The organism is Pseudomonas sp. Z2-11, assembly GCF_054161305.1.
In genome coordinates, this window is sequence record NZ_CP096395.1 from 3290912 (window position 1) to 3315540 (window position 24629).

Below are 24629 nucleotides of genomic sequence, written 5' to 3' on the forward strand. Positions count from 1 at the left end.
AGAGCGGATTGATGATGGACGCGAGGGATTGTTCCCGTCTAATCTAACTTGGCACTTGATTGATACCGGGATTGAATCAATGTTTGAACTGGCCCAACTGCGCTGCTTCACCACCGTGGCAACCGAACTGAATTTCCGCCGGGCCGCCGAACGCCTGAATATGACCCAGCCGCCCTTGAGTCGACAGATCCAGTTGCTGGAGCATCACCTCGGCGTCGAGCTGTTTACCCGCAGCACCCGCAGCGTCGCCCTCACCGCAGCCGGCCGGGCATTTTTCATCGAAGCGCAGAACCTGCTGCAACAGGCGCAACAAGCCGCCGAGGCCGCCAAGCGTTTTGCCCAGGGCGATATCGGCTCGGTCACCATCAGCTTCGTCGGCAGCGCGGTGTATGAATTCCTGCCCAAAGTCATTGCCGAGGCGCGGCTCAAACAGCCACAGGTCAAGATCGTTCTCGCGGAGATGAACACCTACCAGCAGCACGAAGCCTTGCGCGCCCGGCGCATCGACCTCGGCATCGTTCGTTCGCCGTTGTTGGAAACCGGCTACGCGACCGAATGCCTGGTACGCGAGCCGTTCGTCCTGGCCGTGCCGGCCGGCCATCCGCTGGCCAGCGCCGAGTCTGTCAGCGTGCAGGATCTGGACGGGCAACCGTTCCTCATGTACTCCCACTCCGCCTACCCGCCTTTCAACGAACTGCTCACCGGCATGCTGCGCTCGGCCCGCGTCGCCCCACAGTTCGTGCAATGGCTCGGTTCATCGCTGACCATCCTGGCACTGGTCAACGCCGGCATGGGCGTGGCGCTGGTGCCCCGGTGCGCGACCAGCGTGGTGTTCAAGCAGGTGGTGTTTCGCGAGATCGACCTGGGCGAAGGCGTGCAAAGCGAACTGCATCTGGTGTGGCGGGAGGATAACGACAATCCGGCGTTCACGATGCTGTTGGAGGGGATTCGCGGGGCGGTTCGGGAGGGGTTGTGAGGACGGAGCCAGATGCTCGCGCTATCGGCTGACTCCGCAATAGGAGCATGAACTCGAAAAGCGGCTCAGACCTTACGGTTAAGCGCATCGGCCATGGTTTCAATCTCCTGTCGCATCCATAACTTTTGCAACCAACCGGAGGGTATACCCTGTATTCCATAAAAGGCACCGGCCACTTGCCCGACAATGGCTGCGGTGGTGTCAGCGTCGTCGCCCAGGTTCGTTGCTGCCAGTACTGCATCAGCGAAACTGTCCGTGTGGAAAAAACACCACAGCGCCGCTTCCAAGGAAGCTACCGAATAGCCAGTGCCCGCCACTTCACTACGGGCCTTTCGCTGATACGTTCCTTGGGCGACCGCGATTACTTTGGCCTCGGTCAGTTGTTCGGACGACACACGCAACACGTCCGTCTTTGAATCACCACTCAACGCATTGCCGATAATATCGGCCAACACTTGGCAGCACTCCACCGCCTCGCTTGCCCCATGAGTCGTCCGTGAACTCAGCGCGGCGAATTCGTGAATACGGTTGCGATCCGGATAAAAGAACAGCACAACCGGTGCCAGGCGCATAAGCGAGCCATTGCCAGCCGTCTGTGGATCGGTGTTACCCGCGAATGGGTCGCCATGAGCTTGATAGCGCTCCAGTGCGTCGCGAACGGTCATGCCGATGTCGAAGCAAGCACCAGTGGAACTCAGGTAACCCCAGTGCCACCAATTAAGGTACCGACCCATCTGGTCAGCTGCATCAAAACCGCCCTTTTGCAACAGACTTTCCGCCAGACATAAAGCCATGGAGGTGTCATCGGTCCATTGACCTGGCCGGAGATTGAAGGGGCCGCCACCGACCATGTCGGTTACAGGTAGAAAGGAATTCCGTGGCTTGAACTCAACAGTAGTGCCAACGGCGTCGCCACACGCCAAGCCCAGCAGGCATCCGCGATAGCGGTCCAAAAGTGTCGGGGCCATTCTGATTCGTTCCATTTAGTTTCATTCGCGTCCAAGCAGCGCCAGTCGCCGAAATAATAACGGCTGGGCGCGTCCAAGTAACCTGACCGCAACCTTCTCTAGCAATTTATGACCTACTGCTACTTGGCTATTCACGCGCCGCCACTACACGTTGTACGATGACCGACGAGAGCTCACGCCTCGTTCCTGCATACCTACAACAACAAGGAAATTCTCATGAAAAAAGCGCTATCGGTCATCGGCTTCCTGTGCCTGTTCAGCGGCTACGCCGCAGCCGCCCCCGCCTCGGCTGAAAAAGAGGTTGCCGAAGCGGTCGACCACCTGACCCAGGCCATGCTGCACAAGGACATTCCCCAGCTTCAGGCGCTCGCCGCCGAGAACCTGACTTACGGCCATTCCAGCGGCAACATCCAGGACAAGAAGGCCTTCATCGCCGACATCGAAACCGGCAAAAGCGCGTTCAAGACCCTGGAGATGAAGAATCAGAAAATCACCCTGTCAGGCGATGTGGCCCTGGTGCGCAATCATTTTTCCGCGCAAGCACTCAAGGGCACCGAAGTGATCCCGACGGAAATCGAGAACTTCCAGATCTGGCAGAAGCAGAATGGGAAGTGGCTGCTGATCGGGCGTCAGGCGTTTCGGTTCTGATCGCGGGTAGCGTTATTTGAGGTAATGGTGATCCATGGTGGAGAGGGAGCTTGCTCCCTCTCCACGGGGAATCCGGCCAGGCCGGGGGATTGCTTTCAGCCCTCGGCCCATTGCTGCCGATACCCCAACAGAAAATCCACAAACGCCCGCACTCGCTGCGGCACGTAACGGCCGTGGGGGTACAGCAAGGTGAACGGGCGCGAGCGTCCCGCGAACGGCGCCAGCACTTCCGCCAGCTGCCCGTCCGCCAGTTCCTTTTCCACGATGAATCTGTAGGTCTGGAACAATCCCGCGCCATGCCTGGCCAGCGTTACGCCGCCCAGCACATCATCGGAGCAGCAATACCCGCCCTGCCCGAACACCTCCTTCTCCTTGCCCTCGACATTGAACAGCCAGGAAATACGCCGCCCGCTGCTGGGCAGTTCGAACTGGATGCATTCGTGTAAGTCGAGGTCTTCCAGGGTGAGCGGCGTGCCGGCCCGTTGCAGGTACTCCGGGGACGCAACCACCACCAACCCGGCGTCCTCCAGCAACCGGGCGATCATCGAAGAATCCGGCTGGGCGCGTACCCGTATCGCCAGGTCATAACCTTCGGCAACGAAGTCAATGTTGCGGTTGCTCAGGTGGACATCCACCGTGACCTGCGGGTACAACGCGCGAAATGCCGGCAGCAGCGGCAGGATGCGATGATGACCATAAGTCGTGGGCACGCTGATGCGCAGTTGCCCGGACGGCACCGTTTGCGCGCCCATCACTTCCTGTTGCGCCTCGACCAGTTGCGTCAACGCCTGGCGGCATTGCTCAAAAAAGGTCCGGCCGGCATCGGTCAGCCGGATGCTTCGAGTGGTACGCACGAACAACCGCGAACCCAGGCGCTCCTCCAGGCGAAAGATTGACCGGCTCACCGCCGCCGGAGTCACCCCGGCCACCTGGGCGGCCGCCGTGAAGCTGCCCGCCTCGGCCGCCAGGCAGAACAATTCGATGCTGCCCAACTGCAAATCTTCGAAATGCCGCTTCATGATTCATTACACCGCGTATCAACAGAAGATTCCCGATGCCTGTTTATCAGCCCGTGACGTATAAATACAGTGGTCATCGATTGCGCGGCATCTGCTGCGCACTTTCCTCAACTGGAGTGCATCATGCCTTTCGTCAATGTTCGTATCACCCGCGACGGCGTTACCCGCGAGCAGAAAGCCCAGGTCATCAGCGAAATCACCGAGACCCTGCAGCGCGTGCTGGGCAAGGACCCGCACCTGACCCATATCGTGATCGAGGAAGTCGACACGGATAACTGGGGTTACGCGGGCATGACGACAACCGAGTATCGAAGCAAGCCCAAGGAATGACGCTTCATCCCTGACGAGCCCGGTCCGAATGACCGGGCTTTTTTCTGCCCACAAATATCCAATTGTGGGAGCGGGCTTGCTCGCGAAAGCGGTGGGTCTGTCAAAGCGATGTTGGATATACCGCCGCCTTCGCGGGCAAGCCCGCTCCCACACAGGCTCGCTCCCACAGGGAAAGTTGCGCCAATCGCAGCCATTGATTACACCAAGTATCAACTCAAGTACCAGAACCCCCATTTATCAAACCCGAGCGCATCAATAACCTGATCTCAACCCCGCCAACCCAGGCGCAGCGGTTCTACCCCAACGTGATCAGGAGTCAACATCATGAGCAATCGGAAAACCGTCATCATCACCGGCGCGTCCAGCGGCATCGGCCTTGGCCTGGTCAAGGCGTTCCTCGCTCGCGGCTATAACGTGGTGGGCAATGCCCGCTCGCAATCGGGCCTGGATGACGCGGCCGGCCAACTCGGTCACCCGGCGAGCTTCATCGGCGTGGCCGGTGACATTGCCGCCCCGGCAACCTCTACCGCCCTCGTCGGCAAAGCCATCGAAGTCTTCGGCGCGGTGGACGGGCTGGTGAACAACGCCGGGTTCTTCCTGCCAAAACCCTTCATCGAATACAGCCCCCAAGACCTCGAATCGCTGTTGGACACCAACCTCAAGGGGCTCGTCTACGCCAGCCAGGCTGCTGCCGCACACATGATCAGCCGCCGCCAGGGTTTCATCATCAACATCTCCGCCTCGGTGGCCCTGCAACCGAACATCCAGGTGCCGGCAGCGCTGCCGGTGCTGATCAAGGGCGGTGTCAACCAGATGACCCGTGCCCTGGCGCTCGAACTGTCGCCGCACAACATCAAGGTCAACGCGGTAGCGCCAGGCATAGTCGACACGCCGATGCATGACCCGGCCAATCGTGACTTCCTCAACAACCTGGCCCCGGCCGGTCGGGTAGGCACCATCGACGAGATTGCCGAAGCGGTCCTGTACCTGGCCGGTGCCGATTTCACCACTGGCGCGATCCTGCCGGTGGACGGTGGGATGAGCACCGGCAAGTGGTAAAAAACAAAACCCCGAAGGCGAAACCTTCGGGGTTTTTCGTGCAGCTTGGCCTGGTCGCTACAGCGTGTAGGAAATACCTGCCTGCACGGTGCGCGGCGCGCCCGGATAGGCGTACACACCACCAAACGCGCCCTCCTCGTAATCCGCATCGAACAGGTTCTTGAGGTCGAGGTTGAGGCGAATGCGCTCGTTGACCTTGTAGTAGCCGAGCAGGTCAACCACCGTGTAATCGTCCATGGTGAAGGTGGTGGCCGCGGTGTTGCCGGCCCGCTCGTCGACGTACCTGGCGCCCAGGCCAAGGCCCAGTCCCTTGAGGCCGCCGTCCTGGAACTCGTAGACGTTCAACAGGCTGAAGGAGTTCTTCGGCACGTTGAGCAAGCGCGTACCCGTGGGGATGTTGACGTCCTTGGTCACTTCGGCATCCACATAGGCGTAGCCGCCAATCACGCGCCACTCCGGCGTCAGGTTGCCCGCCACGTTCAGGTCGAAACCACGGCTGCGCACCTCGCCGGCCGCCACGCTGAAGGTCGAATCCAGCGGATCGGGTGTCAGCACGTTGCGTTTTTCGATCTGGTATATCGCTGCATCGACGCTCAACTGACGATCCAGCGCCTCCCATTTGATGCCCATTTCGTAAGACTTGCCTTCCTCCGGCTTGAACCCGCCCCCTTCGCGGCTGGCGCCGTTGTTGGGTTTGAACGAACGGGCGGTGTTGGCATAGACGGCGACCGTGTCGGTCAGGTCATAGATCACGCCCAGGCGTGGGGTGACAGCGTTGTCGGTGACGTCCCAGTTGCGGCTGCCGGGACGCGCCTGGGGGACGAAGGTTTCGTACTCATGCTCGAACCGCTCGAAACGCGCACCGGCCAGCACCTTGAGACGCTCGGTCAACGCCACCTGGTCCTGGATGAAAAAGCCAAAGGTCTTGAGGTTTTCCTGGTCATTGGTGGGCGTGCGGGTCAACGCCGGGCGCGGCTGCCCATACACCGGATCGAAGATGTCGATCGGATACGCACCGGCACCGGCAGCAGAGCGCTGGATGATCGACTTATAGTCGTAGTCTTCATACTCGACGCCGGTCAACAGCGTGTGCTCGAACCCGCCGGTGGAGAAATGCCCGGTGAGATTGAGCTGGGTATCGCGGTCGGTCCATTCCAGTTTGCGATAGTTGAAGTTGCGCCCCAGGGTCCGCCCGTCAGCACCGATGCCGTTGGCTTCGACGGCGTTGCCCTGCAACGTGCCGTCGAGCCACTGGGTGCCGCCGGCGAGGGTCCAGTCGTCGTTGAGCATGTGCTCGAAACGCACCTGCAGCATGCTGTTGTCGTTGTGCAGCTTGCCGGCGTCTTTCTCACCGAAGAAGGTATCGCGGGACGCCGTGCCGCGCTGGCCGGGATAATGGGTCAAGCCACGGTCCAGCGGATGGTTGTTGCGCATGAAATCGCCTTCGAACGTCAGGCGCGTGGTGTCGTTGACCTGCCAGGTGACCACCGGGGCGATGCCATAACGCTCGGTCTCGACGTGATCGCGAAACGTATCGCCGCCCTCGCCGATCACGTTCAGGCGATAAGCCAGGCGCCCTTCTTCATCCAGCGGCCCCGACGCATCCAGGGTGCCGCGACGCATGCCCTGGTCAGTGACCTGGCTGCCCAGGGTCACCGTACGCTCGGCCAGCGGTTGCTTGGACACGATATTGAACGTGCCACCCGGGTCGCCACGGCCATAGAGCATCGTCGCCGGGCCGCGCAGTACCTCCAGCCGCTCGATGGTGTTGGCATCCGGCATGTTCGGATAGCCGCGGTTGATCGGAAAACCGTTGCGGTAGAACTCGCCCGTGGTAAAGCCGCGCACCGTAAAGGTGGTCAGGCCCTGGCCGCCGAAGTTGTTGGCCCTGCCGACGCCACCGGCATAATCAAGGGCATCCTGAAGACGCGTGGCGCTGAGGTCCTCCACCACATCGCGGGATACGACCGAGATCGATTGTGGGGTTTCATGAATCGCGGTGTCGGTACGCGTGGCACTGGCCGAACGGGTCGCGTGGTAGCCCTTCACCGGCCCCTGCGCGGTCTCGAAGTCCGAGGTGCCGACGATATCGGTGGCTTGCAGCTCCAAAGGCGCCCTGTCCGTCGTGCCGGGTTCTTCTGCCCAGGTGGAAATGGAATAAGCCTGAAGCACACACAGAGAAACGAGTATCCGACGCATCGACACACAATCCTAACGAAAGAACGCCAACCAGGAGGCCGGCAGGAATAGGTCGCGAAAGATACAGCAACTCATTCCTATTTGACATCTATTCCCATTAGCACTGCCGTTCCAACAGTCGATTCCTGTTCAATTTCGCGGAAAAAAGCCTGGGCACGAGCATCCTGGGAATACGCCACGTTCAGGCGCAACCAGTCACTGCCCTCCCCGTTCGGCAAGAACGTCGCCCCCTGGGACAACTGCACCTGCGATTGCTCGGCGATCCTTTGCACGCGCGCCGCCGGCACATGCCGGGGTCGCGCCCAGATGAACAGGCCACCCGAGGGCTCGGCAAACACTTCCCAAAGGGCCGGCTCAAGCTGGCGCAACGTGCTTGCCATCTGCTTGTTCAAACGCAGGCGCAAGCGCTGGATCAACTTGCGATAAGCGCCGTTGGCCAACAGCGTCGCCACGACGTTTTCCGCCAGCAATGAACAGCCGATGCCGGTCACCATCTTGATTTCAGCCAGGCGGTTGATGATTTCCGGCTGGGCCACTACGTAGCCGACGCGTAATGAACTGGACAAGGTCTTGGAAAAACTCGCCAGGTAGATCACCCGGTCCAGGGCATCGAGGGAAGCCAGGCGTGAGGTCGGACCGTTCTGGAAATCGGCGTAGATGTCGTCCTCGATAATGCGAAAGTCATGCAGCGTCGCCAGTTGCAGCAGGCGATAAGCAACGCTCGGCGCCAGGCTGGTGCCGGTGGGGTTCTGGTACATGCTGTTGACGAAGAAGTACTTCGGTTCATGCGCGCCGAGCAAGCGCTCCAGGCTCGCGACGTCCGGGCCCTGCGCGGTCCTCGGCACCGCCAACGTCTTGACCCCGTGCAGCTTCAACAGGTTGAACAGGTTGTAGTAACCGGGGCTTTCCACCAGTACCAGGTCGCCGGGTTTGAGCAACGTGCGCACCAGCAGGTCGAGGCCATGACTGGCGCCCTGGGTCGTGATGATTTGCGCCTGATCGACATGAATATCGATCAGGCCCAGGCGCTTCTGGATCTGCAGGCGCAGAGGAGCGGAGCCCAGCGGAGTGCTGTAGTTGAACAACGCGTGACTGTCGCAGCGCACCACTTGGCGGATCGCCTGGCCCAGGTCGCTATCGTCGCGCCAGGCGTCCGGCAGCCAGCCGCACCCCAGCTTGAGTTGGGTCGATGGGTTATCGAACAGTTTCCAGGCGACAGCTTCCTCGGCTTCCGGCGCCAACGCCTCGGGGCGGCGTTGCGCCACGAAAAAACCTGACCCATGCCGGGATTCCAACACACCGCTGGCGACCAGTTGGTCGTAGGCCTTGATCACGCTCGACAGACTCAAGCCATTTTCCGTCGCCAGTTGGCGGATCGAGGGCATGCGGGCGCCAGGGCGAATGCCGTGGGCGTTTATCCAGTCGCTGACGCTGGCGACGAGTTGCCGGACCAGGGACCCCGTAGCGTTGCGATTGATGTTCAGGTCCATGACACGGGCTCTCTGCGAGTGTTCTTGAATTTCGCGCAAACAGTTAAACATAAAAGGCGTCCGTCTGTTCCTTGTTTGCCTGCGGGACGGCCGCGATAGTTCGCCGAGACTCCGCACCCTCAAGGAACGCTCTTGAACGCATCGCAACGACACTCATGGGGCCTGGCATTCGGACTGTGCCTGATCACCCTGGCGGTCAATCTCCAGGCGCCGCTGTACACCACCTATGCGCAGCTTTCCGGCTACGGAGCCGGCGCCACGGCGGTGGCGTTCTCCGGTTATGTGCTGGGGGTGTTGCCGGTGCTGCTGGCCTTCGGCGGCTTGGCCGACCGGGTGGGCCGCAAACCGTTGATCATCGCGGCGCTTGCCCTGTCGATGCTGGCGACGCTGGTCACCGTGTTCTGGCCCAACCTGATCGCCCTGGGTGTGGCGCGCCTGATGATGGGGGTCGGGACCGGGCTGGCCTCGGCGACCGCGACCGCCTATATGACGGAACTGCTGGCAACCGCCGACAGCCGTTCACCGGCCAACCGGGTCACGGCCAGCACCTCCCTGGGTTTTGGCCTGGGCGCGGCGCTGACCAGCCTGTTTCTTTTCGCCTGTCCCAGCGTTACCCCTGGCAGTTTCTGGCTGCAGTTGGTGCTGGCTGGCCTGGCGCTGATCGTGGTCTGGCGGCTGCCCGACCCCGCCGTGCGAATCGAGCAGGCGCCGCTGCTGCGCCTGCCGCTGTTTCCCGCCGGGAGCCTGCCCTACAGCTTTTCCATGCTGCTGGCCTGGGCCACTTCCGGGCTGGTGATTGCGATCCTGCCGTCGGTGCTCGCCAGCCACGATTTGCAGCGTTGGTCGGGATTGTCGACGTTTACCGTCATCAGTTGCGGCCTGCTCTTCCAGCCCTGGGTGCGACGCATGCAGCCGGCCAGAGCCACCGGCTTGGGCTTGTTGGTCTTGCCGTTGAGCTATGCATTGCTCGCCTGGGGCGCGAGCATCGGCTCCCTGGCCGCGGTGCTGTTCGGGGCCCTGGGCGCCAGCAGTGCATGCTACGGCTTTTTGTACCTCGGCGGGTTGTCGGCCGTGACCGCCATGGCCGGTGCGCAGAAAGCCCGGGTCAGCGCCGGTTTTTTCCTGTTCGCCTACGTCGGGTTCAGCATCCCGGTGGTGGTGACCGGGTTGCTGGCCGATCGTTTCGGCGCTGACATGGCGCTGCTGGTGTTCGGCCTGGCACTGCTGGCGGGCGCAGCGGTCACCGGCTTGCTGATCGTTCGCAGCGAAGCTTTCATCGCCCAGCCATCCCATGGCTGACCTCGTCACACCAGCACTCGACATCGCCGCAGGCAAAGTCGTATACCATATCCCCAACTCAGCCCGAACGACCCGCCGCCGTGACATTATCCAAGTTCAACCTGCCCGACCTGGGCAACACCCCCTCCACTTCGGAAATCATCACCCGTCACCTGCGCGATGCCATTGTGGCCGGGCATTTTGCCGAAGACGAGCCGATTCGCCAGGACGACATCGCCCGGCAGTTCAATGTCAGCAAGATCCCCGTGCGCGAGGCGCTCAAGCGCCTGGAGGCCGAAGGCCTGGTGCTGTTCCAGCGCAACCGCGGGGCGATGGTCACGCGGATTTCCGAAGCGGAACTGGCGCAGATGTTCGAGGTGCGGATGCTGCTCGAAGACAAGGTCCTGCGCCTGGCCATCCCCAACATGACCGAAGCGACCTTCGCCCGAGCCGACAGCATCTGTCGCGAGTTCATCGGCGAAGATGACGTCGGCCGCTGGGCCGAGCTCAACTGGCAACTGCACGCCTGCCTTTACGAACCGGCGCAACGGCCGTTCATGGTCGGGCTGATCCGCTCGGTCCACGACAAGCTGGAACGTTACCTGCGCATGCAGATGAGCCTGTCGGCGGGCAAGGAGCGCGCCGACCACGAGCATCGGGAAATTCTCGACGCCTGCCGGGCCGGTGATGTCGAACGCGCGGTGAAGCTGCTGGACGAACACATCGCCGGAGTCTGCCAGACCCTGTTCGAATTCCTGCCGTCGAGCCGATGATGCCTTCGCGCTGTGCCGATTTCGTCACGAGCGACAGATAAAACCCTCAAGCCGCCAACCCTCGGCGCGGGCCACGCTTGCGTTCACTCACCTGAACGGACGTGGCGCCATGAAACGCATCACTGTGATCGACTCCCACACCGGCGGCGAACCGACCCGATTGGTCACCGCCGGTTTCCCTGACCTGGGCCAGGGCAGCATGGCCGAGCGCAGGCAACGCTTGGCCGAACAGCACGATGCCTGGCGCACCGCGTGCGTGCTGGAACCCAGAGGCAGCGATGTGCTGGTGGGCGCCCTGCTGTGTGAACCGGTGGACCCGTCGGCCTGTGCCGGAGTGATCTTTTTCAACAACAGCGGTTACCTGGGCATGTGCGGCCACGGCACCATCGGCCTGGTGGTGTCATTGGCCCACCTGGGCCGGATCGGCCCCGGCGTGCATAACATCGAGACGCCGGTGGGCACGGTGCAGGCCACTCTGCACGAAGATCGTTCGGTCAGCGTGCGCAACGTGCCGGCCTACCGTTATCGCCAGGCGTTGCGCCTGGAAGTGCCCGGCATCGGTCCGGTGGTGGGCGACGTGGCCTGGGGCGGCAATTGGTTTTTCCTGATCGCCGACCACGGCCAGCGGGTGGCTGGCGACAATCTCGATGCCTTGACCGCCTACACGTTCGCGGTCCAGCAGGCTCTTGAACAGCAGGGCTTTCGGGGCGAGGACGGCGGGCTGATCGATCATATCGAACTGTTCGCCGATGATCCCAATGCCGACAGTCGCAACTTCGTGCTCTGCCCCGGCAAGGCCTATGACCGCTCCCCTTGCGGCACCGGCACTAGCGCCAAACTGGCGTGCCTGGCCGCCGATGGCAAGTTGCAACCGGGACAGATCTGGCGTCAGGCCAGTGTCATCGGCAGTGAATTCGAAGGCTCGTACGAGCGTTCAGGCGAGCGCATCGTGCCGACCATTCGCGGCCGCGCCTACATCAGCGCGGAAACTACGTTGATCATCGATCCGGACGACCCGTTCGCCTGGGGCATTCGCCCGTGAGCGAGGGGCCTGTCGCCGATGTCATCGTCATTGGCGCCGGCATCATCGGCGCGGCCTGTGCCCGGAGCTTGGCCCTGCGTGGCTTGCGGGTGCTGGTGCTCGACGCCGGCTGGCACGGCGCCACGGCGGCCGGCATGGGGCATCTGCTGGTCCTCGACGACAACCCGGCGGAGCTGGCCCTGAGCCAATATTCCCTGCGGCGATGGCGCGAGTTGGCCCCCGCCTTGCCTGAGGGCTGCTCCTGGCGCAATAACGGCACGCTGTGGCTGGCCGCCAACGCCGAAGAGATGGCCGTGGCCCACGACAAGTACCTGAATCTGATGGCCCACGGCGAAGCCTGCGAACTGCTTGGCCAGGCCGCTTTGCAGCAACGCGAACCGGAACTGCGGACGGGACTGGAAGGCGGTCTGCTGATCAAGGGCGACGGCATTCTCTACGCGCCCGCCGCCGCCCGCTGGATGCTCGATCACGACAACATTCGCCAGCAGCGTGCCGAGGTCAGCGAAGTGGACGGCCACCGCGTGCGTCTCACCGGGGGTCACTGGCTGAGCGCCGAAGCGGTGGTGCTCGCCAACGGCATCCAGGCCACCGACTTGTGTCCGGAGCTGCCGATCGAACCCAAGAAAGGCCACCTGTTGATTACCGATCGCTACCCCGCCACTGTCACCCACACCCTGGTCGAACTGGGTTATGTCACCAGCGCCCACAACGCCAGCGGGCCATCGGTGGCCTGTAACATCCAGCCGCGCCCGACCGGACAACTGTTCATTGGCGCCTCTCGGCAATTTGGCAACATCGATCCGCAGGTCGAGGGCTGGATGCTGGCGAAAATGCTCAAGCGCGCCGTCGATTACATGCCTGGCCTGGCGCATCTCAACGGCATCCGCGCCTGGACCGGTTTTCGCGCGGCGAGCCCCGACGGCCTGCCGCTGGTGGGCCAGCATCCGCAACGCAAGGGCTTGTGGCTGGCGGTGGGTCACGAGGGCCTCGGCGTCACCACCGCGCCGGCGACGGCCGACCTGCTGGTCGCGCAACTGTTCAACGAAACCGCGCCGCTGGCCGCACAACCTTATCTGCCGCAACGTTTCCTGGGAGAACCTGCCCATGCCTGAAGCCCTGAACCTCTCTCCCGTGGCGAGGGAGCTTGCTCCCGCTGGACTGCGCAGCGGTCCCAATACGTTGCTAGCAGGTTACCCAGGCACACCGCGTGTACTGGTTTTGCGGCGGCTACGCCACCGAGCGGGAGCAAGCTCCCTCGCCACGGTGGGTTGCTCCAGGCTCTATCTGGCTGAAGGGTAAGAGACCATGCCTGAACTCTTCATTGATGGACGTAAACTCTCGATCGCTGAAGGCACCACCGTCGCCGCGGCTTTGGCCCTGGGCTCCGACGGCTGCAGCCGAACCTCGGTGACCGGCCAGCGACGCGCGCCCTTGTGCGGCATGGGCATCTGCCAGGAATGCCGGGTGCTGATCGACAGCCGTCGGCGCCTGGCCTGCCAGACGCTGTGCCGTGATGGTATGCAAGTGGACACCCGGGCATGAATGAATCCACTGACATTCTGATCATCGGTGCCGGCCCTGCAGGAATGGCGGCGGCGCTGGCGGCGTCCAGCAGCGGCGCGAGCATTGTGCTGCTCGACGACAACCCGGTCCCCGGCGGACAGATCTGGCGCGACGGGCCCCAGGCCAACCTGCCCAAGCAGGCACGGCGCTTGCGGGAACGCGTGCGCGCTTGCACCAATGTGTCCTGGCGCATGGGCGCCCGGGTGATCGCCAGCGCCGCCGATAAAACCCTGCTGGTAGAAGACGCCGAGCAGGGTTGGCTGATCGCTTATGACCGCTTGATCCTGTGCACCGGAGCCCGTGAACTGCTGCTGCCCTTCCCTGGCTGGACGCTGCCCGGTGTCACCGGCGCCGGCGGCCTGCAGGCGTTGATCAAGGGCGGCCTGCCGGTGCGTGGCGAACGTTTGGTGGTCGCCGGCAGCGGGCCGCTGCTACTTGCCAGTGCGGCCACGGCGAAACATCACGGGGCGCAACTGCTGCGAATCGCCGAGCAAGCCAACCGCGCCGCCGTGGCGGGTTTCGCCGCGAGCTTGCCGCGCTGGCCGGGCAAATTGTTGCAGGCGTTCAGCCTGTTCGATTCTCACTACCGCACCGGCACCCATGTGTTGGAGGCATTGGGGAAGGACAGACTCGAAGGCGTGCGGCTGCTGCAACACGGCAAAACCGTTGAACTGGCCTGCGACCGGTTGGCCTGTGGCTTCGGCCTTATTCCCAATACCCAGCTGGGCCAAGCTTTAGGCTGTGGCCTCGATGGACAAGCGCTTGCGGTCGATGCCCGGCAAGCCACCACTCGCGTTGATCATTACGCCGCAGGTGAATGCACCGGTTTCGGCGGCAGCGAACTGGCCCTGGTGGAAGGCGCCATCGCTGGCCACGCCGCTGTCGGCGATACCCCGGCCGCCGAGCGTCTGTGGCCTGGTCGTGCACGCTGGCAAGGTTTTGCCCGGGCCTTGAACACTGCCTTTGCCCTTGATGCCCATTTGAAGAACCTGCCCCAACGCGACACCTTGGTCTGCCGTTGTGAAGACGTGGCCTATGGTGAGCTGAGCGATTTTGAGAACTGGCGTGAGGCAAAACTGGCGAGTCGTTGCGGCATGGGGGCGTGTCAGGGCCGGGTCTGTGGCGCGGCGCTGGAGCATCTGCTTGGCTGGACGCCGCCTGCTCCTCGCCCGCCTTTCAGTCCGGCGCGGATTGAAACGTTGCTGAGGTTGGAGGATCTCCCGTTCAATTGAGAACGGCCCTGTGCTTGAAAAAAAGAATTCCACGCCCGTGCCAAGGTCTGTAGAGCATCAACGGCAAGAGGAAGAAATGCGTGGATTATCTGGGATGGGTCCAATGGCCCGCGATGGCGGTAACGGTATTGGCCGCGTGGCTGATCGGCTCACGCCAACCCCGCCGGCGGGTCGCTGGGTTCAGTTGTTTTATCGTCAGTAACATTCTCTGGGTCGTGTGGGGTCTGCACACCGATGCCTATGCGCTGATCGTCCTGCAGTTCTGCCTGTGTGCGATGAACCTGCGGGGCTTCAAGAAAAATACCCAGTAGCTGCGCAAGTCGCTTTGCTGGCGAGGGAGCTTGCTCGCGCTGGGTTGCGCAGCGACCCCAAGACGGTTTATTTCATCGTCTGCCCAATCACCTGCACCAGATCAATCTGCTTGAACGGCTTGGTCAGCCGTGGCAACTGCGTGGCGAAGCCTTCCAGGCGCTCGGCGTAGCCAGTCGCCAGGATGATCGGCAGCGTCGGCTGACGGTCGCGCAGCAGTTTCGCCAACTGCGCACCGTCCATCTGGGGCATGGCCATGTCGGTGATCACCAGGTCGATATCCGGGTTGCGCTCATACAACTCCAGCGCCTGGGGGCCCGACAAAGCGCAAAGCACCCGGTGGCCCAGGTCTTCGATCAGCAAGCGGGTGCTGGTCATCACCAGGCTGTCATCGTCGACCACCAATACCAGCAGCGCGTGGACAGGTGGCGTAGCTGTCTCTACTGCGGGCGGCTTGTCCGTGGTCGACTCATCAGCCACCGGCAACCACAGCTCGGCGGTGGTACCTACGCCTTTTTCGCTCTTGAGGATCAGTCGTCCGCCCAGTTGCTCGGCCAGACCATGCACCATGGACAATCCCAGGCCGGTGCCCTTGCCCACGCCCTTGGTAGTGAAAAAAGGATCCACGGCCGAGGCCAGCGTCATCTCGTCCATGCCATCGCCTTCGTCGTTGAGCGACAGGCAAATGTATCGCTCGTTGCCCAACGGCCTTCCTGGACCACCGGCCTGGCTACCCAGCCGCTCCTGCGCCTCGATCAAGATCCTGCCGCCCTGGGGCATGGCATCCCGGGCATTGGTCGCCAGGTTGAGGATCGCCAGTTCGAGCTGGTTGACGTCGGCCAGCACCGGCGACAACGCCTCGGCAAATCGGGTCTGGATATGAATCGACGGGCCCATCGAGCTTTGCAGCAGGCCGCTGATGCCTTGCACCAGCGTCGCCAGCTCCACTGGTTCGGAGCTGAGCTTCTGCCGACGGGCGAACGCCAGCATGCGCTGGGTCAGGGAAACACCGCGAAGCGCCCCCTGGACGGCGTTGTCCAGCAGTTGGGTGAGTTTTGGTTCGCTGGGCATGCGCTTGCGCATGATTTCCAGGTTGCCGAGGATCACTGTCAGCAGATTGTTGAAATCGTGGGCGATGCCGCCGGTGAGCTGGCCGATCGCTTGCAGTTTCTGCGCTTGAAACAGTGCCTCGCGAGCCTGTTCCAAGGCCTGTTGCGCCTGCGTGGCATCGGTAATGTCGCGGGTGATCTTGGCAAATCCGAGGAGTGTGCCGGTATCGCTGCGAATCGCATCGATAACCACATGAGCCATGAAGCGCGTGCCATCCCTGCGCACGCGCCAACCCTTCTTTTCAAAACGGCCGACGCTGGCGGCAATGCTCAGGGCCCGCTGCGGCTCACCGGCCTCCCGGTCTTCGGGGGTGTAAAACATCGAGAAGTGCTGGCCGATCGCTTGGGCCGGCAGGTAGCCCTTGATCCGCTGCGCACCCTGGTTCCAGTTGGTCACCTGCCCGTCCGGATCAAGCATGTAGATGGCGTAGTCGGTGACGCTTTGCACCAGCAGGCGGAACTGTTGCTCGCTCTGCTTGAGCGTTTCCTCGGCCATCTTGCGATCGGTCAGGTCCCGGGTGATCTTGGCGAAACCGAGCAGTTCGCCGCTCTGGCTGTCGATGATCGGGTCGATGACCACATGGGACCAGAACAGCGTGCCGTCCTTGCGCACTCGCCAGCCTTCGCCTTCGAAACGCCCCTCGCGCACGGCCGTATCGAGGGCCAGTTGCGGCAGCCCGGCGGCACGGTCCTGATCGGTGTAGAACCGGGAAAAGTGCTGGCCGAGGATCTCGGATTCCTCGTAGCCCTTGAAGCGTCGAGCGCCAGAGTTCCAGCTGGTGATGATGCCGGACGGGTCGGTCATGTAAATGGCGTAGTCGACCACGGCATCGATAAGCAGCCGAAAGCGCTGTTCTTCGTTGATGCGGGTAGTCTTTGGGTTGTTGTCAAGCATGTTGGCCGAGGGATCAGAGGGATTTGTGCGGAGTATGGAACAACTGCAGCCCGAGTAAAAACCTGATTTATGTGGGGCTATGCAGACCCTTGTGGGAGCGAGCCTGCTCGCGAAGCGGTTGAGCCAGCCTGCGAAGGTGCAAGATGGTCCGACGCCTTCGCGAGCAGGCTCGCTCCCACAGCTGGAGTATCCTGTTCCTGCCTGACGGTCCACCACTGCGGCAATAATCGCTGCACCTTGGCCTCGCCAAAGCGGTCGTCGATCAGCATCACCACGCCGCGATCCTGCTGGGTGCGGATGACCCGGCCAGCGGCCTGCACGACTTTTTGCAGGCCGGGATACAGGTAGGTGTAGTCATAGCCGTCGCCAAAGATCGTCGCCATGCGCTGCTTGATCTGTTCATTGACCGGGTTGAACTGCGCCAGCCCGAGGGTGGCGATGAAGGCTCCGATCAGCCGCGAGCCTGGCAGGTCGATGCCCTCGCCGAACGCGCCGCCCAGCACCGCGAAGCCAATGCCCTGGCTGTGCTCCATGAAGCGTTCGAGGAACGCCTGCCGCGGCGCCTCGCCCATGCCGCGCGATTGCGTCCAGGTCGCAATGTGCGGATGTCGCTCGGCCAACAATCCGGCCACCTGTTGCAAGTAATCGAAGCTGCTGAAGAACGCCAGGTAGTTGCCGGGACGCTCGGCGAACTGGCGAGCCATCAGCGCAACGATCGGTTCAAGGGAGCCCTGGCGATGGGCGAAGCGGGTGGAGATCCGGCTGACCACCTGGACATCGAGCTGTTCGGCCTGGAACGGCGACTCGACATCGATCCATACCGTGTCCGCGGGTGTCCCCAGCAAATCGGCGTAATAGCGCCGCGGGCTCAGCGTCGCGGAGAACAGTACGCTGCTGCGCGACGCCGTGAACCTGGGTCGCAGGAAACCGGCCGGCACCACGTTGCGCAGGCACAGCGTCGACAGGCTGCGCTGGCGGCCGGATTCGCGCTTGTGAATATCGAACAGGAAATGCTCATCAAATGCCTCCGCCACGCGACCGAACTGCAACGCATCGAAATAAAACGCTTGCAGCTGACTGTCCAGCCCTTGGGGATGGTCATTGAGGTAATCGCCGATGGCGCTGGTGCACGTTCCCAGTGCCTGAAGCAGTTTCTCCGGTGGTTTTTCATACGCCTGGTAGGCGGCAATTTGCGGCTCGTGCAAGGCGTTCCACTGACGGCTGACCTTGCGCAACGCTTTCTTCAAAGGCTCCGGCGCCGTTTTCAGCACCGTCGCCAGCGCAAGCTGGTCCAGGCTTGCGCTGTACATCTGGCGCCCTCGCTCCACCAGGTTGTGGGCTTCGTCCACCAGGGTCGCAACGGTCCAGCCATTGGCCTGGGCGAGGCCGAAGAGCAAGGCGCTGAAATCGAAGTAGTAGTTGTAGTCCGCCACCACCACGTCGGCCCAACGGGCCATTTCCTGACTCAGGTAGTACGGACAGACTTCATGGCTCAAGGCGATGTCGCGCAACGCCGCCTGGTCGAGCAGCGTGACCTGGCTCGCCGCTGCCCGGGCTGGCGGCAGGCGATCATAAAACCCCCGGGCCAGCGGGCATGATTCGCCGTGGCAGGCTTTGTCCGGATGTTCGCAGGCCTTGTCCCGCGCGATCATTTCCAATACCCGCAGCGGCATCGCCGGGGCGTTGTTGGTGATCAGCCGGGCCGCATCCAGGGCCAGCCTGCGTCCGGGGGTTTTTGCCGTGAGAAAGAACACCTTGTCCAGACGCTGCGGCGCCAAGGCCTTGAGCATGGGGAACAAGGTGCCGACGGTCTTGCCGATGCCGGTGGGCGCTTGGGCCATCAGGCAGCGCCCGGTGCTGACCGCCTTGAACACCGATTCAGCCAGGTGACGTTGCCCCGGCCGAAAGCCGGCGTGGGGAAACGTCAGCGCCTGGGCGCTCAGGTTACGCGCCTGGCGATGGCGCATTTCCTGTTCGGCCCACGCCAGGAACCGTGCGCACTGCTGCTCGAAGAACGCCTGGAGCTGCGAGGCTTCGCAGCTTTGGGTCAGGCAGGTCTCCTTTTCACTGACGATGTCGAAGTAGACCAAGGCAACGTCAATGCGCGGCAACTGCAACTTGTCGCACAGCAGCCAGCCATAGATTTTCGCCTGGGCCCAATGCAACTGGCGGTGGTTGTCCGGTTGCTTGCTCAGGTCGCCCCGATAGGTCTTCACTTCCTCCAGGCGATTGCGGGCCGGGTCGTAGCCGTCGGCCCGCCCCTTGACCTTCAAGGTCTGGTAGACGCCTTCCAGGCTGACTTCGGCCTGATAGCCCTCCTGGCGCCGCGATGCCACGGTACGGTGGCCGACGATACCTTCCAGGGCGGTGGGTGACGGCGTGAAACGCAAGTCGAGATCGCCGACCTTCGCGGTGAACTCGCATAACGCCCGCACGGCAATGCTGTAGCCCGGCATCTCGGTCACGCGCCCTGCTCCGCCCATTGCACATAACAGACGGCGACGGGCATCCGGTGTTCGTGGCAGAACTCCAGCCAGCGCAGTTGGTTATCCTGCAGGCGATCGCCGGGGCCTTTGACTTCGATCATGCGGTAGGTCTTGTGCTGCGGCCAGAACTGGATCAGGTCGGGCATGCCGGCGCGGTTGGCCTTGATGTCCAGCAGCAGACGGCCGAACCAGTGCTTGAGGTGTTCGGCCGGCAGACAGTCAAGCGCCTGGTCCAGCAGGTCTTCGGACAGTGCGCCCCAGAACACGAACGGTGACTGCACGCCCCATTTTTCCGCGTAACGTTGGCGGATGGTCTGCCGATAGCGCCCGTCGTCCAGCTCGGCGAAACAGGCCGCGAACAGTTCGGCGCGACGGTCATGGAAATCTTCGTTCAGCAGGTCCACCGGCCCGCGCTGGAACGGGTGGAAAAAAGCCCCCGGCAGCGGCGCGAAAATCGCCGGCCAGCACAACAGGCCGAACAGCGAATTGACCAGGCTGTTCTCGACGTAATGCACCGGGGCGGCTTCGTCATGCAGATGAGCCTGGACGTAATATTCCACCGACAACGTCGGGTCGACACGCGGCAGATGCAAGTCCAGTCGCTCCACCTCCCTGGCCACGGCGCGGGCCACCGGCGGCCCGCCGAGCTTGCGCCGCAGTCGGGGCACGATCCGGAGCAAGGCCTGGCGCTCGGCAGCGCTTTGTGGCGCCTGGGCCGCGGCTTCACCCAGTTCGAGGGCCAGGGCATGTTCGCCGATGCGCTCCAGCACACGGATCATTCGCAGTCGCGCGCCGGGGTAGGTACAACCGCGATAAAGACTCAGGGCCTGGGCAAAATCACCGATGCGTTCGCAATGCTGGCCGATCTGGAACAACAGCTTGCCCCGGCGCCGCTCAAGCCAGGGATTGTCCAGCTCCAGGGCATTGACCCGGGCGATGATCGGTTCGAGCGGTTCGCCGGCGTCGAAGCGTTGCTGGCATTCATGCAGGAAGACACAGGCATCGATGTCCTCACAGCTGCGCAGCCCCCGGGACTCGGCGCTGAACTCAACGGCTTCATAGACAAAGATACCCAGGTCCGCCAGCACGAACTCCGACCAGTCCTGATAGAGATTGCCGAAGAACATCAACCGCAAACGGTCGCACAGCCCCATCACCGTGAGGCTGTACAGCCGCTCTTCGAGCTGCGGGCACCAGGTGCGAAACGGCTGCGGCTGGCCGTCCTGATCACTCAGGGTCTGCAGCCATTCGGATTTGCGTGCCTTGGGTTGCTCGATCAGATGCCCCAGGCACAGAAGTATCTCCGGCTTGAGCAGCACCTCGAACAGTTCGACAAGGCTCAGGCACGCCTGCTCTTCGACCCAGCCCAGCGCCAACAACGGCGCCACGGCGTCGGCGATGTCGCCAATTTCCGCGTAGCGCAGTTTGGTGTAACGAAAGTGCAGGCCCTTGCGCATCACCATCCGCACCAGCAAGCCTTGGGCCGGACGCGGCAAAGCGATGAAATCATCAATAAACCGCTGCTCTTCGACACTCAATACGTCGGCATAGCGTTGCGTCAACCAGGCGAGGACCCGCTGGAAGTTGTTCAGGTAATAAAAGGGGTCGTCAAGGGGATTGGCTGTCACGAAAAAAAGCGCCACGCATGCTGAAACACTGGTTATGCGTACAGATATCAGCTACTCGCGGCCCAGGCAACTGCAAAAGATGAGCGGTCGCCTATATTTAAAGGAGAAATCCTTCTCGATGCGATGAACTTTCCTACAACAAGCGAGACCAATGGCGGTTGACTCAGTGATGGCCCGGTCGAATCAGCTGGGCTGCGTCCTTTCGAAAGAGGTTATGGATATGAACATCAGGTTTCTGGGCCTGCCCTTGGTCGTCACCGCGCTGCTGGCGCTGGCCGGCTGCGCCTCGCCGACCGTGGTGACCTTGCAGAACGGTACCCAGTATTTGACCGAGGACACGCCGAACACCCGCACCGCCGATGGCTTCTACGAATTCGAAGACATTTCTGGCCGCAAAGTCCGGGTCCGCGCCGATGAAGTGGCGACGATTCGCAAGGAAGACTGACCGTTTCCTCCAGGCTTATTGCCCCCCAGTTTTTTTGCGCGCGTATTGATCCGCGCAAACCTCTCTCATGCAACCTCTTAACCAGCGATGCACCGGATCGGCATCCATACGCGGGTGCCAGAGCATCGCGATAGTGAACCCAGGCAGCGCAAACGGCAGCGTGAAACTGTGCATGCCGGTGCGCAAGCGGGTGGTGTAGCGCTCCGGCACGCTGGCGATGAGGTCGCTGGACCGGGCGAGCCCCAGCGCAGCGGAAAACCCCGGGACGCTGGTGATGATTTCACGGGACAGACCCAATGCCCCCAACGCCTGATCCATCGGTCCATGATCGAGGTCGTGCAGGGACACGCCGATGTGCGCGCCCATCGCATAGTCGGCAGCGCTCACCTCGATCTGGCTCAGCGGATGCCCTGGGCGAACCACGCCGATGAGGCGGTCTCGAAACAACGCCTGCGTGCGCAACTCCGGACGGGTGCGCTCATCCACCACGGCGGTTTCCAGATCCACACTGCCCTCGCGCAGCGCGGCGCTGTCCTTATCGGCCTTGTCGAGGAAACACAGCCGAACCCCTGGCGCCTGTTCGCTGACTCGGGCAATCAGCTCCAGCGCGAAATTCTCCACGAAGCCTTGCCGGGTACGCAGCGTGAAGGTTCGGTTCACTCGACGCAGATCCGGCGCCTGCTCCGGGCGCAGCGCGGCCTGGGCGTCCTGGACCAGTTGACTGACCTGCCCGCGCAACGCCAGCGCGCGCGGAGTTGGCACCAGACCCCGCCCGGCCCGCACCAGCAACGGGTCGCCAGTGGCCTGGCGCAACCGCGCCAATGCCCGGCTCATGGCCGAAGGACTGAGGCGCAGCCGCCGCGCCGCACCAGCCACGCTGCCTTCGGACAGCAGCACATCCAGGGTGAGGAGCAAATTCAAATCGGGTGCGGACATTGACGGGACTCGATCACAGGTGGCGTTGTGTGCAGCTATAACATGCAACTGCTGCGTCTTCCGCCATGTTATGCCTCGGCGTACCGTTCTGACAGCTGCGCCGAAGGAGCCGCAGACAGAGAGGACACGATGAAACCCGTTACTGCAGATCACCTGTCAACAAATGCCGACAATCCACCGCAGCGCAGGGCACATGGGGCCCTGGCCAGCCTTGCACTGGCAACGCTGCTCGCATCCCTGGGCGCCAGCGTCGCCAGCGTCGGCTTGCCGGTGCTGGCCCAGGCATTCGATGCGTCTTTCCAACTGGTCCAGTGGGTGGTCCTCGCCTATCTGCTGGCGATCACCACGCTGATCGTCAGCCTCGGACGCTTGGGCGACCTGATCGGGCGCCGCAAGCTGCTGCTGGCGGGCATCGCGCTGTTCACGCTGGCTTCGGCCCTGTGTGGCCTGGCGCCGTCGTTGTGGCTGCTGATCGCTGCCAGGGCTCTGCAAGGCGTGGGCGCGGCCATCATGATGACGTTGACCCTGGCCCTCGTCGGCGAAACGGTCGACAAAGCCAGGACCGGCAGCGCCATGGGCCTGCTCGCCACGCTGTCAGCGGTCGGCACCGCCCTCGGGCCGTCCCTTGGCGGCGTATTGATCAGCGGATTCGGCTGGCAGGCGTTGTTTCTGGTCAACATTCCTCTCGGGTTACTGACGCTGTTGCTGGCCTGGCGTTTTTTGCCTGCCGGATATCCGGCGCAAAAGACCGGGCGCGTGGGTTTCGATGGGCTGGGCACGCTCCTGCTGGCTTTCACACTGGGCGCTTATGCCCTGGCCATGACACTCGGACGTGGGAGCTTTGGCGCACTGAATTTCGGCCTGTTGCTGGCGGCGGTCCTGAGCGGCGGATGGTTCGTCCGGACGCTGAAACGACTCGCGTCGCCACTGATCCCGCTGCCGATGTTTCGCGACCGCCTGCTCGTCTCGAGCCTGGCTGCAAGCGCGCTGGTCGCCGCGATCATGATGGCGACCCTGCTGGTCGGCCCGTTCTATCTCGCCATCGCCCTCGGGTTGCCTCCGACAACGGTGGGCCTGGTGTTGGCGGCAGGGCCGTGTGTCGCCGCCCTCGCCGGCATGCCCGCCGGGCGGCTGACGGACCGTTTCGGCGTGCGCCTCTTGCGTCTTGTCGGGCTGACGACCCTGATGTTCGGCTGTCTGCTGCTGTCGCTGGTTCCTCCCGCCTTGGGCATAGCCGGTTATGCCGCGGCCATTGTAGTCACGACACTTGGCTATGCGATGTTCCAGACGGCCAACAATACATCGGTCATGGCCGAGCTCCCCGCTCATCAGCGGGGGGCCATTGCCGGCTTGCTCAACTTGTCGCGCAACCTGGGATTCCTTACTGGCGCATCAGTGCTAGGTGCAGTCTTCGCCAGCGCTTTGCCGACGAACGGTATCGGCGCTACAACACCCGAAACTGCGGCCCACGGCTTGCACGTCACCTTCGCCATTGCCCTCGCAATAGCGGGCCTGGCACTGCTGATAGCGCTGAAATACCGCGATCCAGAGCCGTCGTCCCAACGGCAATAAACTTCACGCAACCGATGATGGCATTCTGAACATTCCCGGTTAAGTCATGATCCAGATCAAAAAAACTGAACCAATCGCCAAACGGACTGAAAAAATCCACATCAGCTTCATTTTCCGGTGCTATTTTAATTCTCACTGGTAGGGCCATGATGGCTCTTCCTTCCTGACATGAGCAAACGGAAGCGCTTGATGAAGAAGGCGGGCTACAGATGAATAAAGGATCTTTCAGCAAGGTTACGTTCCCCAACGCCTGCCAATTGATGCGCTGGCATTTCCATCCCATGGGCTTCGAGGCCAGCATGGATGCGCCGGGCAGCATGGTTGCGCGGTTGTTCGACCGTGCCAGCGGCGAAACCATGATCGCGATTGCAGGCATTCCCTGCGCCACCGTGATGAACGCGCCCGATGTGGAGCGGATCATCGAAGCGGTGGAAGCCGAGCTTGAAGCCTTCGTACCGCCGGTTGGCTTGCGACGATTCGCTTCCTGAACAAAAAGCCCACATTCACTGATGCGGTTCATTCAAGGCAATCGACAAACCCGTGGCGAGGGAGCTTGCTCCCGCTGGGCTGCAAAGCGGCCCCAAACCTGCCAATGCGGAGTATCAGGCACACCGCACGCGTAGGTTTACGACTGCTTCGCAGCCGAGCGGGAGCAAGCTCCCTCGCCACGGG

The 24629-nt window shown here is 62.5% G+C and carries 22 protein-coding genes; 14 read left to right on the plus strand and 8 right to left on the minus strand.

Annotated elements, in window-relative coordinates:
* Nucleotides 1-79 precede the first annotated feature (79 nt).
* Nucleotides 80-976: a LysR family transcriptional regulator gene (locus M1E16_RS14530; RefSeq protein WP_434630777.1), complete on the plus strand. Its 897-nt coding sequence runs from the start codon at nucleotides 80-82 to the stop codon at nucleotides 974-976.
* Between the two features lie 65 nt (nucleotides 977-1041).
* On the opposite strand, the gene M1E16_RS14535 is transcribed toward M1E16_RS14530, so the two are convergent.
* The gene (locus tag M1E16_RS14535) at nucleotides 1042-1944 is read right to left on the minus strand and encodes an ADP-ribosylglycohydrolase family protein (protein WP_458130329.1); all 903 of its coding nucleotides are present in this window, start codon (nucleotides 1942-1944) and stop codon (nucleotides 1042-1044) included.
* 216 nt (nucleotides 1945-2160) lie between these two features.
* Between M1E16_RS14535 and M1E16_RS14540 the strand changes: the two genes are divergently transcribed.
* Nucleotides 2161-2592 carry a nuclear transport factor 2 family protein gene (locus M1E16_RS14540; protein ID WP_305500832.1) on the plus strand — a complete coding sequence of 144 codons (432 nt, stop codon included), beginning with the start codon at nucleotides 2161-2163 and terminating at the stop codon, nucleotides 2590-2592.
* 95 nt (nucleotides 2593-2687) lie between these two features.
* Here the strand turns inward: M1E16_RS14540 and M1E16_RS14545 are convergent, their stop codons facing one another.
* Nucleotides 2688-3611: a LysR family transcriptional regulator gene (locus M1E16_RS14545; protein WP_458127654.1), complete on the minus strand. Its 924-nt coding sequence runs from the start codon at nucleotides 3609-3611 to the stop codon at nucleotides 2688-2690.
* 123 nt (nucleotides 3612-3734) lie between these two features.
* Between M1E16_RS14545 and M1E16_RS14550 the strand changes: the two genes are divergently transcribed.
* Both M1E16_RS14550 and M1E16_RS14555 read left to right on the plus strand, forming a co-directional pair.
* The gene (locus M1E16_RS14550) at nucleotides 3735-3941 is read left to right on the plus strand and encodes a tautomerase family protein (protein WP_030140737.1); all 207 of its coding nucleotides are present in this window, start codon (nucleotides 3735-3737) and stop codon (nucleotides 3939-3941) included.
* Nucleotides 3942-4265: 324 nt separating this feature from the next.
* Nucleotides 4266-5000 (plus strand): SDR family NAD(P)-dependent oxidoreductase, encoded by a 735-nt coding sequence (locus M1E16_RS14555; RefSeq protein ID WP_458127655.1) that lies wholly within the window; start codon nucleotides 4266-4268, stop codon nucleotides 4998-5000.
* A 57-nt stretch (nucleotides 5001-5057) separates the two neighbouring features.
* On the opposite strand, the gene M1E16_RS14560 is transcribed toward M1E16_RS14555, so the two are convergent.
* Both M1E16_RS14560 and M1E16_RS14565 read right to left on the minus strand, forming a co-directional pair.
* A complete protein-coding gene (locus tag M1E16_RS14560; protein ID WP_458127656.1) occupies nucleotides 5058-7199 on the minus strand; it encodes a TonB-dependent siderophore receptor in 2142 nt (713 codons plus the stop codon).
* 77 nt (nucleotides 7200-7276) lie between these two features.
* A complete protein-coding gene (locus M1E16_RS14565) occupies nucleotides 7277-8689 on the minus strand; it encodes an aminotransferase-like domain-containing protein (RefSeq protein ID WP_458127657.1) in 1413 nt (470 codons plus the stop codon).
* Between the two features lie 132 nt (nucleotides 8690-8821).
* Here M1E16_RS14565 and M1E16_RS14570 point away from each other — a divergent pair, with 132 nt between their 5' ends.
* The 7 genes from M1E16_RS14570 (at nucleotide 8822) to M1E16_RS14600 (ending at nucleotide 14888) form a co-directional block, all read left to right on the plus strand.
* Nucleotides 8822-9988, plus strand: a complete 1167-nt coding sequence (locus tag M1E16_RS14570) for an MFS transporter (RefSeq protein WP_458127658.1) — start codon at nucleotides 8822-8824, stop codon at nucleotides 9986-9988.
* 80 nt (nucleotides 9989-10068) lie between these two features.
* Nucleotides 10069-10740 (plus strand): GntR family transcriptional regulator, encoded by a 672-nt coding sequence (locus M1E16_RS14575; RefSeq protein WP_434630758.1) that lies wholly within the window; start codon nucleotides 10069-10071, stop codon nucleotides 10738-10740.
* Nucleotides 10741-10849: 109 nt separating this feature from the next.
* The gene (locus M1E16_RS14580; protein WP_458127659.1) at nucleotides 10850-11782 is read left to right on the plus strand and encodes a 4-hydroxyproline epimerase; all 933 of its coding nucleotides are present in this window, start codon (nucleotides 10850-10852) and stop codon (nucleotides 11780-11782) included.
* Nucleotides 11779-12894 carry an NAD(P)/FAD-dependent oxidoreductase gene (locus M1E16_RS14585; RefSeq protein WP_458127660.1) on the plus strand — a complete coding sequence of 372 codons (1116 nt, stop codon included), beginning with the start codon at nucleotides 11779-11781 and terminating at the stop codon, nucleotides 12892-12894. The genes M1E16_RS14580 and M1E16_RS14585 overlap by 4 nt, the downstream gene beginning before the upstream one ends.
* Nucleotides 12895-13087: 193 nt before the next feature.
* Entirely contained in the window at nucleotides 13088-13324 is a 237-nt protein-coding gene (locus M1E16_RS14590; protein ID WP_458127661.1) for a 2Fe-2S iron-sulfur cluster-binding protein, read from the plus strand.
* Nucleotides 13321-14577 (plus strand): FAD-dependent oxidoreductase, encoded by a 1257-nt coding sequence (locus M1E16_RS14595; RefSeq protein WP_458127662.1) that lies wholly within the window; start codon nucleotides 13321-13323, stop codon nucleotides 14575-14577. Before M1E16_RS14590 ends, M1E16_RS14595 begins: the two co-directional genes overlap by 4 nt.
* 80 nt (nucleotides 14578-14657) lie before the next feature.
* Entirely contained in the window at nucleotides 14658-14888 is a 231-nt protein-coding gene (locus tag M1E16_RS14600; RefSeq protein ID WP_305500811.1) for a hypothetical protein, read from the plus strand.
* A gap of 67 nt (nucleotides 14889-14955) precedes the next feature.
* On the opposite strand, the gene M1E16_RS14605 is transcribed toward M1E16_RS14600, so the two are convergent.
* The 3 genes from M1E16_RS14605 to M1E16_RS14615 form a co-directional block, all read right to left on the minus strand.
* Nucleotides 14956-16890: a PAS domain S-box protein gene (locus M1E16_RS14605; protein WP_458127663.1), complete on the minus strand. Its 1935-nt coding sequence runs from the start codon at nucleotides 16888-16890 to the stop codon at nucleotides 14956-14958.
* A gap of 77 nt (nucleotides 16891-16967) precedes the next feature.
* Complete coding sequence (locus M1E16_RS14610; protein WP_458130330.1) at nucleotides 16968-19346, minus strand: ATP-dependent DNA helicase; 2379 nt, start codon at nucleotides 19344-19346, stop codon at nucleotides 16968-16970.
* 5 nt (nucleotides 19347-19351) lie between these two features.
* Entirely contained in the window at nucleotides 19352-21004 is a 1653-nt protein-coding gene (locus M1E16_RS14615) for a VRR-NUC domain-containing protein (protein WP_458127664.1), read from the minus strand.
* 220 nt (nucleotides 21005-21224) lie between these two features.
* Here M1E16_RS14615 and M1E16_RS14620 point away from each other — a divergent pair, with 220 nt between their 5' ends.
* Nucleotides 21225-21449 (plus strand): YgdI/YgdR family lipoprotein, encoded by a 225-nt coding sequence (locus M1E16_RS14620; protein ID WP_434573973.1) that lies wholly within the window; start codon nucleotides 21225-21227, stop codon nucleotides 21447-21449.
* 15 nt (nucleotides 21450-21464) lie between these two features.
* Here M1E16_RS14620 and M1E16_RS14625 read toward each other — a convergent pair whose 3' ends face one another.
* Nucleotides 21465-22385, minus strand: a complete 921-nt coding sequence (locus tag M1E16_RS14625; protein ID WP_458127665.1) for a LysR family transcriptional regulator — start codon at nucleotides 22383-22385, stop codon at nucleotides 21465-21467.
* Between the two features lie 129 nt (nucleotides 22386-22514).
* Between M1E16_RS14625 and M1E16_RS14630 the strand changes: the two genes are divergently transcribed.
* Entirely contained in the window at nucleotides 22515-23957 is a 1443-nt protein-coding gene (locus M1E16_RS14630; RefSeq protein ID WP_458127666.1) for an MFS transporter, read from the plus strand.
* A gap of 209 nt (nucleotides 23958-24166) precedes the next feature.
* Nucleotides 24167-24445, plus strand: a complete 279-nt coding sequence (locus M1E16_RS14635; RefSeq protein WP_003201764.1) for a DUF1652 domain-containing protein — start codon at nucleotides 24167-24169, stop codon at nucleotides 24443-24445.
* Nucleotides 24446-24629 lie beyond the last annotated feature (184 nt).

What these genes read in the sequence shown, in the direction of transcription:
- M1E16_RS14610 (WP_458130330.1), bottom strand. Translation starts at nt 19,346, where the DNA reads ATGCCGGGCTACAGCATTGCCGTGCGGGCGTTATGCGAGTTCACCGCG.
- M1E16_RS14540 (WP_305500832.1), top strand. Translation starts at nt 2,161, where the DNA reads ATGAAAAAAGCGCTATCGGTCATCGGCTTCCTGTGCCTGTTCAGCGGC.
- M1E16_RS14595 (WP_458127662.1), top strand. Translation starts at nt 13,321, where the DNA reads ATGAATGAATCCACTGACATTCTGATCATCGGTGCCGGCCCTGCAGGA.
- M1E16_RS14625 (WP_458127665.1), bottom strand. Translation starts at nt 22,385, where the DNA reads ATGTCCGCACCCGATTTGAATTTGCTCCTCACCCTGGATGTGCTGCTG.
- M1E16_RS14620 (WP_434573973.1), top strand. Translation starts at nt 21,225, where the DNA reads ATGAACATCAGGTTTCTGGGCCTGCCCTTGGTCGTCACCGCGCTGCTG.
- M1E16_RS14630 (WP_458127666.1), top strand. Translation starts at nt 22,515, where the DNA reads ATGAAACCCGTTACTGCAGATCACCTGTCAACAAATGCCGACAATCCA.
- M1E16_RS14565 (WP_458127657.1), bottom strand. Translation starts at nt 8,689, where the DNA reads ATGGACCTGAACATCAATCGCAACGCTACGGGGTCCCTGGTCCGGCAA.
- M1E16_RS14545 (WP_458127654.1), bottom strand. Translation starts at nt 3,611, where the DNA reads ATGAAGCGGCATTTCGAAGATTTGCAGTTGGGCAGCATCGAATTGTTC.
- M1E16_RS14530 (WP_434630777.1), top strand. Translation starts at nt 80, where the DNA reads ATGTTTGAACTGGCCCAACTGCGCTGCTTCACCACCGTGGCAACCGAA.
- M1E16_RS14560 (WP_458127656.1), bottom strand. Translation starts at nt 7,199, where the DNA reads ATGCGTCGGATACTCGTTTCTCTGTGTGTGCTTCAGGCTTATTCCATT.
- M1E16_RS14535 (WP_458130329.1), bottom strand. Translation starts at nt 1,944, where the DNA reads ATGGCCCCGACACTTTTGGACCGCTATCGCGGATGCCTGCTGGGCTTG.
- M1E16_RS14555 (WP_458127655.1), top strand. Translation starts at nt 4,266, where the DNA reads ATGAGCAATCGGAAAACCGTCATCATCACCGGCGCGTCCAGCGGCATC.
- M1E16_RS14605 (WP_458127663.1), bottom strand. Translation starts at nt 16,890, where the DNA reads ATGCTTGACAACAACCCAAAGACTACCCGCATCAACGAAGAACAGCGC.
- M1E16_RS14580 (WP_458127659.1), top strand. Translation starts at nt 10,850, where the DNA reads ATGAAACGCATCACTGTGATCGACTCCCACACCGGCGGCGAACCGACC.
- M1E16_RS14635 (WP_003201764.1), top strand. Translation starts at nt 24,167, where the DNA reads ATGAATAAAGGATCTTTCAGCAAGGTTACGTTCCCCAACGCCTGCCAA.
- M1E16_RS14590 (WP_458127661.1), top strand. Translation starts at nt 13,088, where the DNA reads ATGCCTGAACTCTTCATTGATGGACGTAAACTCTCGATCGCTGAAGGC.
- M1E16_RS14550 (WP_030140737.1), top strand. Translation starts at nt 3,735, where the DNA reads ATGCCTTTCGTCAATGTTCGTATCACCCGCGACGGCGTTACCCGCGAG.